Origin of the sequence: Streptomyces sp. NPDC001222 (assembly GCF_042896945.1) — a bacterium.
GTDB lineage: Bacteria > Actinomycetota > Actinomycetes > Streptomycetales > Streptomycetaceae > Streptomyces > Streptomyces gibsoniae.
This window is the reverse complement of sequence record NZ_JBIAXT010000048.1, coordinates 1-11,861: the sequence shown is the minus strand read 5'-3', so window position 1 is coordinate 11,861 and position 11,861 is coordinate 1. Positions and strand designations below refer to the sequence as shown.

At 67.9% G+C, this 11,861-nt stretch carries 9 protein-coding genes and 4 pseudogenes; 6 read left to right on the top strand and 7 right to left on the bottom strand.

Features of this window, described 5'->3' with window-relative positions; all coding sequences use genetic code 11:
- Nucleotides 1–13: 13 nt before the first annotated feature.
- From ACFY2Z_RS37865 to ACFY2Z_RS37855, 3 pseudogenes are all read right to left on the bottom strand, one after another.
- Nucleotides 14–112: pseudogene (locus tag ACFY2Z_RS37865) on the bottom strand (3-oxoadipate enol-lactone hydrolase); the annotation flags it as partial.
- A gap of 13 nt (nucleotides 113–125) precedes the next feature.
- A pseudogene (locus ACFY2Z_RS37860) lies at nucleotides 126–356 on the bottom strand (IS110 family transposase); the annotation flags it as partial.
- A gap of 6 nt (nucleotides 357–362) precedes the next feature.
- A pseudogene (locus tag ACFY2Z_RS37855) lies at nucleotides 363–1,478 on the bottom strand (NAD(P)/FAD-dependent oxidoreductase); the annotation flags it as partial.
- A 325-nt stretch (nucleotides 1,479–1,803) separates the two neighbouring features.
- Here ACFY2Z_RS37855 and ACFY2Z_RS37850 point away from each other — a divergent pair.
- The 4 genes from ACFY2Z_RS37850 to ACFY2Z_RS37835 all read left to right on the top strand — a co-directional run bounded on the left by ACFY2Z_RS37850 (nucleotide 1,804) and on the right by ACFY2Z_RS37835 (nucleotide 4,630).
- Nucleotides 1,804–2,286, top strand: coding sequence for a hypothetical protein (locus tag ACFY2Z_RS37850; RefSeq protein WP_390748538.1), 483 nt, complete (start codon nucleotides 1,804–1,806; stop codon nucleotides 2,284–2,286).
- A gap of 348 nt (nucleotides 2,287–2,634) precedes the next feature.
- The gene (locus ACFY2Z_RS37845; protein ID WP_390748537.1) at nucleotides 2,635–3,054 is read left to right on the top strand and encodes an SsgA family sporulation/cell division regulator; all 420 of its coding nucleotides are present in this window, start codon (nucleotides 2,635–2,637) and stop codon (nucleotides 3,052–3,054) included.
- Between the two features lie 40 nt (nucleotides 3,055–3,094).
- The gene (locus ACFY2Z_RS37840; RefSeq protein ID WP_390748536.1) at nucleotides 3,095–3,424 is read left to right on the top strand and encodes an NIPSNAP family protein; all 330 of its coding nucleotides are present in this window, start codon (nucleotides 3,095–3,097) and stop codon (nucleotides 3,422–3,424) included.
- An 816-nt stretch (nucleotides 3,425–4,240) separates the two neighbouring features.
- Nucleotides 4,241–4,630, top strand: coding sequence for an SsgA family sporulation/cell division regulator (locus ACFY2Z_RS37835; RefSeq protein WP_390748535.1), 390 nt, complete (start codon nucleotides 4,241–4,243; stop codon nucleotides 4,628–4,630).
- Between the two features lie 444 nt (nucleotides 4,631–5,074).
- Here ACFY2Z_RS37835 and ACFY2Z_RS37830 read toward each other — a convergent pair whose 3' ends face one another.
- The gene (locus tag ACFY2Z_RS37830) at nucleotides 5,075–6,034 is read right to left on the bottom strand and encodes an amidohydrolase family protein (protein WP_390748534.1); all 960 of its coding nucleotides are present in this window, start codon (nucleotides 6,032–6,034) and stop codon (nucleotides 5,075–5,077) included.
- 152 nt (nucleotides 6,035–6,186) lie between these two features.
- On the opposite strand from ACFY2Z_RS37830, the gene ACFY2Z_RS37825 reads away from it, so the two are divergent.
- Nucleotides 6,187–6,951 carry an IclR family transcriptional regulator gene (locus ACFY2Z_RS37825; RefSeq protein WP_390748533.1) on the top strand — a complete coding sequence of 255 codons (765 nt, stop codon included), beginning with the start codon at nucleotides 6,187–6,189 and terminating at the stop codon, nucleotides 6,949–6,951.
- Between the two features lie 531 nt (nucleotides 6,952–7,482).
- Here ACFY2Z_RS37825 and ACFY2Z_RS37820 read toward each other — a convergent pair.
- The 3 genes and pseudogenes from ACFY2Z_RS37820 to ACFY2Z_RS37810 all read right to left on the bottom strand — a co-directional run bounded on the left by ACFY2Z_RS37820 (nucleotide 7,483) and on the right by ACFY2Z_RS37810 (nucleotide 9,539).
- Nucleotides 7,483–7,674 carry a TetR/AcrR family transcriptional regulator C-terminal ligand-binding domain-containing protein gene (locus ACFY2Z_RS37820; RefSeq protein ID WP_390748564.1) on the bottom strand — a complete coding sequence of 64 codons (192 nt, stop codon included), beginning with the start codon at nucleotides 7,672–7,674 and terminating at the stop codon, nucleotides 7,483–7,485.
- Nucleotides 7,673–8,431: pseudogene (locus ACFY2Z_RS37815) on the bottom strand (MFS transporter); the annotation flags it as partial. The pseudogene ACFY2Z_RS37815 and the gene ACFY2Z_RS37820, both read right to left, overlap by 2 nt.
- A 439-nt stretch (nucleotides 8,432–8,870) precedes the next feature.
- On the bottom strand, nucleotides 8,871–9,539 hold the full coding sequence (locus tag ACFY2Z_RS37810) for a TetR/AcrR family transcriptional regulator (protein WP_390748532.1): 669 nt from the start codon (nucleotides 9,537–9,539) through the stop codon (nucleotides 8,871–8,873).
- 241 nt (nucleotides 9,540–9,780) lie between these two features.
- Between ACFY2Z_RS37810 and ACFY2Z_RS37805 the strand changes: the two genes are divergently transcribed.
- Nucleotides 9,781–11,861, top strand: a 2,081-nt coding sequence (locus ACFY2Z_RS37805; protein ID WP_390748531.1) for a cytochrome P450, incomplete at its 3' end; no start/stop codon positions are given.

Here is an 11,861-nt window from a genome sequence, read left to right as displayed (position 1 = left end):
GTCTCTACAACCTGTGCCATGTGGTACCCAGTGAGGGACCCACGATCAGGACCGGGGCGTCTTCTGGCCCGTCGAAGCGGTATTGCAGGGTGTTCGTCGGTGTCTCACTCACGCGTCAGACCCTCTCACGCCTCACGGACGCCCCTATAACAGGGGGACGCCGGACGTCGTCTGATCAGGTTGAACACCTCGCGGGCGGCATATCGCTTGAGGCATCGGATGATCTCACGCCGGGTCTTGCCCTCCTGGGTGCGGCGTTCGTAGTCCGCCTGGGTGCGCGGGTCGTGGCGCAGCCGGGTGAACACGATGCGGTGCAGGGCGGCGTTGGCCTGGCGGTCGCCGCCGTGGTTGAGCCGGCGCGTGCTCATGTCGACGGTGACGGCGGCGGTGACCCGGCCCTGGTAGCCGTAGACCATCGCGAGCCGGCGTGCCTCCAGGGAGCCCTGGGCGATGACGATGTGGTCGGAGTAGGTGGGCACGCCGACCGACTTGATGTTGAGTCCGAACTGGGTCGACCAGAAGACCGGGATGGCCAGGTGCGGGCGCTGCAGCGGCCCGGGGTTGACCATGTTGTAGGCGGCCACCGCGGCCTGCTCGACCGCGTTGCCCCAGTGTTCGAGGGACAGCATCTGGTAGCCGAACAGCGGGTGGGGGAAGCGGGAGACGTCGCCGGCCACGAAGACGTCGTCGGTGACGATCCCGTACATGTTGAAGGCCCGGCAGCCTGCGTCGCAGGCGATGCCGCGTGGGCCCGCCGCCAGCCCGGACTCCGCCAGCCACTCCACGTTGCGTATCGCGCCCAGCGCCACGACGCACACGTCCGCCTCGACGCGGCTGCCGTCGGACAGCTGCGCGCCGGTGAAAGCGCCGTTGCCGTCCAGGGCGGTGACCGTCACTCCGGTGCGCAGGTCCACGCCGTGGTTGCGCTGCATGACGGCGGCCAGTTTGGACAGGGTGCCGCCGAGCGCACCTACCAGGGGTGCGGGGCCGCGTTCGGCGACGGTTACCTCAAGGCCCAGTTCCCGGCAGGCGGAGGCGATCTCGGAGCCGGTGAAGCCGCCGCCGATCACCAGTACCCGCTCTGGTCTCGCGGCCAGCCGCTCGGCCAGTCCCGCGCCGTCCTCGCGCGTGCGCAGGGTGAACACCCGGTCCAGGGCGCCTTCCTCCGGGTTGGGCCAGGGCCGTGCCCGGGTTCCGGTGGCGATCAGCAGCCGGTCGTAGGGCAGCGACTCGCCGTCGGCCAGCAGTACCCGTTTCGCCAGCAGGTCCACACCGGTGGCGCGCACGCCGAGGCGCCATTCGGCGTCCGGGTCCCGACGCATCGGCAGCTCGACGGTGTCCGCCGTCGCCTGCCCCAGCAGCACCTGCTTGGACAGCGGCGGCCGGTCGTAGGGCGCATGGGGCTCGTCCCCCACCACCGTCAGTGAACCCGTGAATCCTTCCTCGCGCAGCGCCTCGGCTGCTCTCAGCTCCAGCATGGGGCCAGAGCTGAGTCCCTGCATGCCTTGTGATCGAGAGCTGGTATTCGGGCCGGCAGGGTGAGGGGGAAGGAGATGAACTCCCGGCAACGACACTCCAGTTACTGAGAAGCGTTCGGGTGCGTCTCCTTCGACCAGGTGGTCCGGGTGACCCGAGTCACTGTCACCGCCGCCCCATTTCCATACGTCGTATGGTTATCCTGGCAGGGCGATTCCATACGGCGTATGGAACTGTTTGACGGACAACGCCACACAACGCCAGGCGCCTCACATCGCCTGCAAAAGCAGCCGTTGGTGCAGATCGCACCAACCGGAAGGAAAGATCATGAAGAAGCTCACGAAGCGGATTGCTGTCGCCGTTTCCTCCGTGGCGGTCACGGGTGTCGCCGTTGTCGGTGCCGGGGGCACCGCTTCGGCCGCGACTCCCGCCTCCGTACACGTCCAGCGGTCGGCCGAGGTCAACCCCGCCGACTACCGCTGGGACCACGGCGTGGGCTACCTGATTGAGCAGGGCTACTGCTGGGACGGAAAGCGTGGCTGGCACCACGACGACCATGTCGCCGGCTCCCTCTGGCACAGCCGCGACGGTCGCTGCTACCGCTGGGACGATGAGGGGCGCGGGTGGAAGTCCGACAGGTCCTACCGGCACGACTGGAACCGCTACGAGAGCGACGGCCGGGGCTGGGACCACCACGACCGGAACCGCGGCGACCGGGACTACTTCGGCTGGGGCCACTACGACCGGAACCACGGTGGCTGGGACTCCTACGGATGGGACCACTACGGCCGGAACCACGGTGACCGGTAGGACAGGTCCCGCCTGTGCCCCTGAGCGGAGGCTGTACCTCCTCTCACCTCAATGCCTGTCGGCGGCGGGGATGCGACCGCTGGTCACGGATCAGCGGTCCCCTGACCGCCGCCCGGGCGGGCGATCGAGCGAGGGCCTGCATCCTGCTCCCCCTCTGAAACTGCCTGCGGCACCACCACGTGCCACAGGCGCGCGTCGCTTCAACTGCCGCGACGCCACGACCCGCACGGGCCGCCGATGCTGTCCGGCGCCCGGGCCCTGCTGAACACCTCCTGATTCCATGCGTGCTTGTCGCCACGAGCTCCGGGGCGCAGCCGAGACAAGGGGGGTGCCCTGGAGTGAATGCCCATGGAGTCTTCGAGGACCGTGGTTCGGGCGGTGACCGCGCAGCTCGTCGTCTCGCGCACCTACTCACAGCCCTTGTGCATGCGGCTGCGGTATGAGCCTGCAGATCCCTACGTCGTCCGTGCCGCCTTTTTCATCCACAGCGACGAGCCGGTCGAATGGGTCCTGGGGCGTGACCTTCTGGCCGACGGCCTGAACGGTTGCGCAGGTCATGGGGAGGTCCGGATCTGGTCGGCCGCAGGGCGGGGTGACGAGTCGATCTACATCGCCCTCGGTTCTTCCGCAGGCACCGCCTTGCTCGAGGTCCCCGTGCGGGACATCTCGTCCTTCCTTCAGGACACCCAGGCTTTGGTGCCACGGGGGACCGAGTCCGGACTCATCGACTGGGATGCCGAACTGGCACACCTCCTCCCCCGAGGCTGACCGCCGACCATCCATGCTCAGAAGTAAAGGAACCAGTGTCATGTCGCAGTACCAGCTTCGCGTCTACGCCCTGCGCAGCTCCGACGCGCTCGCCGCCTACGAGAAGATCTGGGCGCAGCACATTCCCGGTATGGCCAAGCACCGGACCACCACCCACGGCGTCTGGACGGTGCCCGCGGCGCCCGGAAGCGACACTCCCCGGCTGTACGCCCTCGTTTCCTACAGGGACGCCGACGACGTTCAGGAGCGCCTGGATGCGTACCTGTCGAGTCCTGAATTCCGCGCGGACATGGAGGGCTTCGACATCAGCCAGATCGTCGGCCTCGACGAGACCCTGCTGACGCCCACCGTGGACTCTCCCTTGCGCTGACGGTCGGCCTGCGACGAGTGACGCGGCCAGAAGGGCCGGTATCCGGCGGCCCTGCGATGGTGGTTCCGGTGTCGTCGATGGCGACCCGCCAGTGGTGGCCCTTGCCGGCATCGATACCGACCCATGAGCAGGGCACCTGTGTGGTCATGTGCGTCTCCTCGGACTCGGGCAGCGTGCCGTTCCGGTCCAAGGACACCCCGCCGTCAGCTCCGCAAACGGCGGCCGACTCGTACATTTCAATCAGCGGCCGGGCGTCCCGAAGAGCCCGGCGGCCACTCCAGCGGGGGCAAGCGACTTCAGAGCCACACCCCACTCTTCCGGACCGCCAAACACCTCACGGAGCGGTTTTGCAGTCGAGCCCTTCCGGTCAGGGGTTGCCTCAGCCGCGTTGCAGTCGCTGGGGCCGTTACACCGACTGCGGTTGGGGCCGCGGCGTCAGCTGCGTGTGGGACGACAACCACCGCCGGCTTCGAGGTGGGGACCGTGACGAGTCCGTTCACCACAACCACGACAGCGTCGATCGCTGCCAAGGGCGCCCCTTGTCCGGCAACCGCCGTTGGCCACATCTCCGTGACGGCCCCGGCCGGCAGTGGTGGCCTCGCCTGCTCCCGTCGGCCGGGCGCCCTTGCAGCGGCACGAAGAACTGCTCCTGCGGGTGTCCTCGTGCCGACCGCCACCGGTCCTCGCAGTAACCGCGTCCCTTTGCAGCCCCTTTGAATCCGACGACAGCCCTTCCGATGGCCCTCCCCGGACGACTCGAAGCACCAGGAGTAAGACCCAATGAAGTCATTGAGAACTGTGATCCAGGGGCTACCTGTGAAGCTTGTCGGCGTGCATGCGACGTCCTTGCCCATGATCATGAATCTGCGGTACGAGCCGAGTGATCCCTATGTGGTCCATGCCGCATTCACCACCGATGTCGACAGCGACGAGCCGGTGGAATGGATCATCGGGCGCGATTTGCTGATCGCCGGCCTGGAGGGCCCCGCCGGCGAGGGAGACGTTCGCACATGGCCCACCGGCGAGGAGGGCTGCCGCGACTTGTACATCCTTCTCAACCCGCCGTCCGGTACGGCCCTGCTCAAGGCCCCAGCACAGGAATTCAAGGCCTTCCTGCAGGAAACGGAGGCAGTGGTGCCCCAGGGGGCCGAGCTCGACCACAGCGACTTCGACCGCTTGCTGGCGCACTTCCTCGCCGAAGGGTGAACCCCGTCAGGGTGCGACCTGAGGCAGGCACACGGACGTCTGCGCCTCGGCGTTCACCGCCATGGTGAGTGGATGCCCGCAGTCGTGGCGTCGAGGACGGCCGGGTCGATGCCGGCCTCGGTCAGGATGTTCGCCGCGACTCCGCGGCCGACCCTCGCTTGAGTGAGCGGCTTCAACGCCGCTCGGGTGCTCAGTAGGAACAACGTTGGATGCGCTGCTCGAACCAGATCGTCTTGCGGCTCTGGCTGTGGCGGCAGCCCCAGCGAGTGGTGAGGCTGGGTACTGCTGGAGTCGGTGACCTCTCAGACCAGAACGCTGTGGCGGATCAGCCGCAGCTCCGCCGGCTGACGGCAGAGCCGCCCCAGCAACCCGGACCGCGGTGCTGCTGTGACGACCGCGGTCGTCAGACCCACTTGCTCACGACCGTTCCTTCAGGCCGGGCGGTCACCGCGCGTCGGTGTCGAACAAGCGGCGAGCATTGTGGGTGGTGAGGTCCCGCCAGGTGACGGTGGCGGACGGCTGCACCGCGGAGTCGATGGAGGTGACCTGAGCGAGCACCGCGTCAATGGGCGTCCAGCAGTAGTCGCTGCCATAGAGGAGGCGCTCGGTGCCGAAGGCCGCACCGAAGGCCGGGATCTGGCGCGGGAATGGCGTGCCGGCCATGTCGTACCAGAGTCGGCCGAGCTGCTCGACGGCGCTCGGCGCGTCGACCGCGCCGCCGCCGACGTGGGTGCGGAAGAGTTCCATCCGGTCGGCGAGCAGCGGCAGCGCACCTCCGCCGTGTGTCAAGACCCAGCGGATCCGCGGACGGCGGGCGAGGACACCGCGCAGGAGCAGGTCGCTCGCAGTGCGGGCAGTGTCGAAGAGGAACTCCAGCATCGGCCGTGGCCGGCCCAGAGCAAGCTCGTCGGCGTGGGGCGCTGACGTAGGGTGAACGAAGACGACGGCGCTGCGGCGGTCGAGCTCCTCCCAGAGCGGCTCGAACCGGGGGTCACCGAGGTAGAGGCCATGGTGGTTGGTTTCCACCACCACTCCGTCCGCACCGAGGACGTCGAGCGCGTGGGCGGCCTCGGCGAGCGAGCCCTCGACGTCCGGCAGGGGCAGGGAGGCGAAGAGACCGAACCGCTGCGGGTCCTCCGTGCGGACCCGGGCGCCGAACTCATTGACCTCACGTGCGAGAACCCGGGCCTCGCTGTCGTCCCCGAAGTGCACTCCGGGCGAGGAGATCGACAGGTAGGACTTGTCGATCCCTGAGCGCTTCATCATGTCGAGATGCTCTTCGACGCTCCACGCGGGCCAGCCGGGCATCCCGTCGGGATGTTCGACACCTGCGGCTCGAGCCGCCGCGACATAGCTGTCGGTGACGAAGTGGGCGTGCACATCGATGAATCCGGTCGCGACCATACAATTCTCCCTTTCTGCGGGATCCCTGTCAGTGCCAGCCACCGTAGGAAGCGTGCCGTACATTGGCAGCGGTGATTCCGATGAATGAAATGGTGACCGCCGACGGTGGTTCCCCCGGGAGACGCGGGGGCAGGCCGGCTGAGGGACAACCGGTGATCGACCGGGCTTTCGCCCTGCTCGGCAGCTTCGACGGTGACCATCGTGCGCAGACGCTTGCCGAACTCGCACAGCGAAGCAGCATCCCCCGCAGCAGTGCTCTCCGGCTCGCCCGGTCTCTGATGAAAGTGGGCGCTCTGGAACGCCTCGGCGACGGCCGCTTCGTCGTGGGTCTTCGGCTGCTGGAGACCGCTTCCCTGGCTCCGCGCGGTCACGGGCTGCGATCGGTGGCGATGCCGTTCATGGAGGATCTCTTCCACGTCACGCGTCAGCATGTACTGCTCGCCGTGCGGGACCAGGGGGAGGCGCTGCTCGTCGAGCGGCTGTCAGCGGGTGATGCGAGCCCCGTGCGCTACCGCGTGGGGGGCCGCCTTCCTCTGGCATCCACCGGCGTAGGACTGGTGCTTCTCGCCTTCGCACCGCCGGCCGTCCAGGAGCAGGCAATCGCCGCCTATGCGCCGGAGCACGGCGACGACGACATCCGCACCCCCGCCGACCTGCGTCGCGTGCTGGCGGAGGTACGACGCGGCGATCACGCTGTCGGCCACCAGAACCGTCCATGGCAGGTGAGCACCGTGGCCGCGCCGGTACGTGACGGCAGCGAGGTGGTCGCGGCGTTGTCGGTCGTGGCGCCCGGCACCGATACGCAGAACCCGGGGTACGGACCGGCCGTGCGCGCGACGGCGCGGGCGATTTCCCGCCGTCTTGTCGAGGACGGTGGTCGGACCATGCCAGTCGAAGCCGCATACGGGCACCCTTAGCGTAACCGGGCACGCCCGCGCGGCTGCCGTTGTGCGCCCCGCAGTTCTCCTGCTGGGAAGATCAGTCGGTGCTGGTGTCGAGCCTCGGGCGTGGCGAAGCCGGTGTCCTCCTCCCTGATCCTGCGGTCGATCGTCTGCCTGTACGCACGGCCCCGCCGACTGCGTTGACCCCAGGGACGAAGCCGACGGTGCTCCTCGCTGTCCTCGGTGAGAACAGTACGGAAGTCGTTGCGGTGCACTCGATGAGGTGTCGGGCTTGGCCGGTTCCAGGCAGTGCCGCCGAGGTCTGAGCGGGTCCGTGGTCCGGAGCGAGCGAGCCGAACGCTGGCCTCCAGGGTCCTGGCCACTGCCAGAGGCTGCGGTTCCTGGAGCCCTGCCGGGGCCATGTACATCGTCCAGGCGAGCAGAGCAACGGCGAACGTGGTCGGCGAAGCGCTGCGGAGAAAGGCGTAACCGGCTGCGAAGAATTGAAGGGCGGAGACCTTGTCGGACGGATGGCCTGGCTTGCTTCGCGGCCGCAAGCCGATACGCCTAGGACCAACCTCGCAAAGCGGCGTCCACGACGGCGTTCACGGTGTCGCGTCCCAGGTGGTTCCCGGCGAAGAAACGCTCGAAGAACAGAGGTCCGGCGGTGGCCATGGCGAATGTCTCGGGGGTGACGTCGGGCCGGAGCTGGCCGCGCTCGACGGCTGTGGTGACCGCGGGACGCAAGGCGTCGGCCATACGCCGCCCTGGTCTGCCACCACACAAAGACGGAAACCAGTACGGCGCCGGCCGCCGGCATGCCCCAGGTCTCCGGGGAACCCCAGCCGTGCGTCTCGGCGTTCGAGAACCCGTAGACCAGGCAGAACAGGCCGATGGAGACCAGTACAGTGCCGAGGACATCGAGCTTGGAGGACGTGTCGCGCGGGATACGCTGCAGCAGCGCGACACCACCGACGAACGCCACCCCCGCGAAGACCACGTTGACGTACATCGTCCGGCGCCAGTCCAGGTACTGGGTCAGCACCCCGCCGAGGATCAGGCCGATGGCTCCGCCGGCACCAGCGACCGATCCCACGACGGTGAACGCCTTCGCCCGCTCACGCGGTTCGGTGAAGGTGGTCATCAAGTCCGACAGGGCCGAGGGGGCCAGCAAGGCGGCGAACAAGCCCTGGACGGCGCGCGCGATGACGAGCATGGCGAAACCGTTCGCCGCACCTCCCACCATGGAAGCTGTCGCGAAGCCGGCCAGACCCACCAGGAACGTCACCTTCTGCCCGACCAGGTCCGCGACCCGGCCACCGAGCAGCAGCAGACTGCCGAAAGCCAGCGCATAGGCGGTGACCACCCACTGCCTGTCGGCGTCCGAGAAGCCCAGGTCGTGCTGGGCGGACGGCAGGGCGATGTTCACGATGGTGCCGTCGAGGACACCCATCAGCATCGACAGGGAGATGACCAACAGAATCCACCAGCGACGCCGGTGCGACGGGTCGGGCACATTCTCAGCTGCGGTCTCGGCGCCGCAAGCACCGACGGTGGCGTTCTAGGACATGGGGGCAGCCCTCCGGATGGGGGATGGAGGAAGAGAGAAAAGATCGGACCGAGAGATCGGGTGGGTCTCATCCGGTACGGGGCGCCACTTCGCGCTCATGGGCGGGAGCACTGGGCGGCGTAGCCGCCTCGGTGAACGGATGACGCGGGTGATTCAGCTCGACGAGGCCGAGGTCTCCCCCTTCAGGACAGAGACCAGGAACAAGCCAACCACTATGGTCATTTCACGGCTCAGCGTTGACATACGGCTGCCGTGTAGAGGCTGGATGTGGAACCACCCGGCTGGGCGGTCTCACCCGACGTGACGGGGCGGCTCCCCTGTGTCGCAGCCTGATATCGCCCGACGGCGGGCGCGCCTCAGGGGCCAGCGCCTGGGGCGCAGCGCCTCAGGCTGACTGGCTCAAATGGCCAGCGTGCCGGCCGTCACGACCGGTGGTGAGCCGGCTTTCCAGGCCCGTGATCAGCGTGTCCATCACGAGGCGGAACATGTGGTCCCGGTCGGGGCCTTCAGGGGCCGCACCCGTAGAGCCAGGGTCTGCGTCCGCGGCCCCGTCTTCGTCGGCTTCAGGGCCGTGGGGCTTGAGGGTCGACCACTGGTGGAGTGCGCCGTTGAGTTCTGCGGTGAGGACACCGATGACGACGGCGACCATGAGTGCGGCGATCTTCGAGACCTCTGACTGCGGTACCCCGGCAGCAGCCACGATGGCGGTGAGCGCGGTCCAGAACGGGTCGTCGGGCTGGATGAAGTCCGGCTGGTGGCTGAACGAGTACGCCAGCAGCTTGGGGTGACGGTGCGCCAGGGTCCGGAAGTCCGTGGCGAGCAGGCGGATCCGATCCTGCCAGGGCGCGTCCTCCAGTGTCACGGTACGGAACTGGGCGCCGACCATTCTCGTCACGCCGCGCAGCACGGCTTCCTTGTTCGGCACGTGGTGGTACAGCGACATCGGATTCGCGTCGAGCTCGGTGGCGAGTTTGCGCATGGTGAGCGCCTCGACGCCGTCCGCGTCGATCAGCCGCAGGGCGGCGGCGTAGATCCCGGCCTCGGTCAGAGGCACGTCTCTCTTCCTCGTTCCCCGCGGGGGACGTCTCACCTTCTTTTCCATACCTCGTACGGTACCGGTTCCGTACGGAGTATGGAAATGAGCTTCGCCTCAGCTCCCGGGATTGCACTCCACTTTCCGTACCGCGTATGGTTCCAGTTCCATACGGCGTATGCTTCCGTACGGCGCCACGGCATCGACCTGCGCAGCGCGCCCTTGCCCATCCCCCTCCACCCTCCGCGCAGAGGAGCAAGACATGACCACGCACTCCGCGAACGACCTTCGCCCCATCCGGTCCCCGCGTGGGATCCCCCTGCTCGGCAATACGCCGCAGATCCCCGACACCAATCCGGTGGAGTACTTCGGTGAGCTGTCCAAGCAGTTCCCCGAGGGCCTCTACGGCATGGACATCGCCGGTATCGAGCAGGTCTTCGTCTACGACCCGGACCTGGTGGCCGAGGTAAGCGACGAGACGCGGTTCTTCAAGCAGATCGACAAGACGCCGCTGCACCACGTCCGGGACTACGCGGGGGCGGGCCTGTTCACGGCCCACCAGCATGAAGAGGAATGGGGCATGGCGCACCGTGTCCTGCTGCCGGCGTTCAGTCAGCGGGCCATGAAGGCGTACTTCGGGCAGATGCTGGAGATCGCCCAAAACCTGGTGGGCAAGTGGGAGCGCCGGGAGGGGCAGCCGGTCAACATCACCGACGACTACACCCGCCTGACGCTGGACACCATCGCTCTGTCGGGGTTCGGCTACCGGTTCCAGTCCTTCGGCAAGGAGGAGCTGCACCCCTTCCTCAACGCGCTGCTGGGCGCCCTGGTGGAGTCGCTGCGGCGCTCGCAGGAGCTGCCGATGATGACCAGGATGCGCAAGGCGGACGACCGGAAGTACCGCGACAACATCCGGCTGATGCAGGACCTGGTCGAGAGCGTGATCAAGGAGCGCCGTGAGGGGAAGGGCACCGGTGAGGAGGACCTGCTGGGCCTGATGCTGGAGGCCACCGACCCGGAGACCGGCAAGGCGCTGGCCGACGACAATGTCCGCGACCAGGTGCTGACGTTCCTGATCGCCGGTCACGAGACCACCAGTGGTCTGCTGTCGTTCGCAACGTACTCGCTGATGCGCAACCCGCACGTCCTGGCCCAGGCGTATGCCGAGGTGGACCGGCTGATGCCCGGTGACACCGTCCCGGACTACGACACGATCATGCAGCTGGACGTCATCCCGCGGATCCTGGACGAGACCCTGCGCCTGTGGGCCCCCATCCCGATGATCGGCAAGGCGCCGTTGAAGGACACCGTCATCGGTGGCCGCTACCTTCTCAAGAAGGGCACGCGAGTAAACATCCTCGAAGGTCCCCTGCACACCCACCCCAAGGCGTGGGACCGTCCCGACGAGTTCGACATCGACCGGTGGCTGCCGGAGAACCGGGCCCAGCAGCACCCGCACGCCTACAAGCCGTTCGGCAACGGTGTGCGTGCCTGCATCGGCCGGCAGTTCGCGCTCACCGAGGCCCGCCTGGCCCTGGCGCTGGTGCTGCAGAAGTTCAGGTTCTCCGACACCAGCGACTACAAGATGGACGTACGCGAGGCGCTGACTCGCAAGCCCGGCGATTTCCAGCTGGTCGTCCGCAGGCGTCAGGAGCACCAGCGGACCGTCTTCGGCGCCGCGGACGTGCAGACCGGCGACACGCAGGCGCATGCAGCGGTCAGCGGTGTCGGGGTGAACCTGACCGTCGCCTACGGCTCCAGCCTGGGCTCGTGCGAGGACCTGGCGCGCACGATCGCCGACCGCAGTGAGCGCTCCGGCTTCGGCACCACCCTGATCAGCCTGGACGAGCTGGGCGACAACCTGCCCACCGAGGGCCTGCTCGTCGTGGTCGCCGCCAGCTACAACGGCAAGGCTCCCGACAACGCCCAGCATTTCGACGACCTGCTCGCCGCCGGGCTGCCCGAGGGCTCGCTGGCGAACGTGCGGTTCGCGCTGCTGGGCGCCGGCAACACCCAGTGGGTGGCCACCTACCAAGCATTCCCCAAGCGGATCGAGGAAGGTCTGCTGGCCGCCGGCGCCACCCCCATCGTCGAGCGCGGCATCGCGGACGCCGCCGGCGACTTCGACGGCATGGCCACACGGTGGATGGACAACCTGTGGGCCACCCTGGCCGAGGAGTACGCCGCCGACACCTCCCAGGCCAGCGGCCCCCGCTACCAGGTCCAGCTGCTCACCGAGTCCGACGTCCGCCCCGCCATCGTCTCCGAGCACGCGTACCCGCTCACCGTGGTGGCCAACGACGAGCTCGTGGCCGACGCGACCGGCCTGTGGGACTTCGCCAT

Coding starts and splice junctions, on each gene's coding strand:
- ACFY2Z_RS37850 (WP_390748538.1), top strand. CDS start 1,804: ATGAAGAAGCTCACGAAGCGGATTGCTGTCGCCGTTTCCTCCGTGGCG.
- ACFY2Z_RS37845 (WP_390748537.1), top strand. CDS start 2,635: ATGGAGTCTTCGAGGACCGTGGTTCGGGCGGTGACCGCGCAGCTCGTC.
- ACFY2Z_RS37840 (WP_390748536.1), top strand. CDS start 3,095: ATGTCGCAGTACCAGCTTCGCGTCTACGCCCTGCGCAGCTCCGACGCG.
- ACFY2Z_RS37830 (WP_390748534.1), bottom strand. CDS start 6,034: ATGGTCGCGACCGGATTCATCGATGTGCACGCCCACTTCGTCACCGAC.
- ACFY2Z_RS37820 (WP_390748564.1), bottom strand. CDS start 7,674: ATGGCCGACGCCTTGCGTCCCGCGGTCACCACAGCCGTCGAGCGCGGC.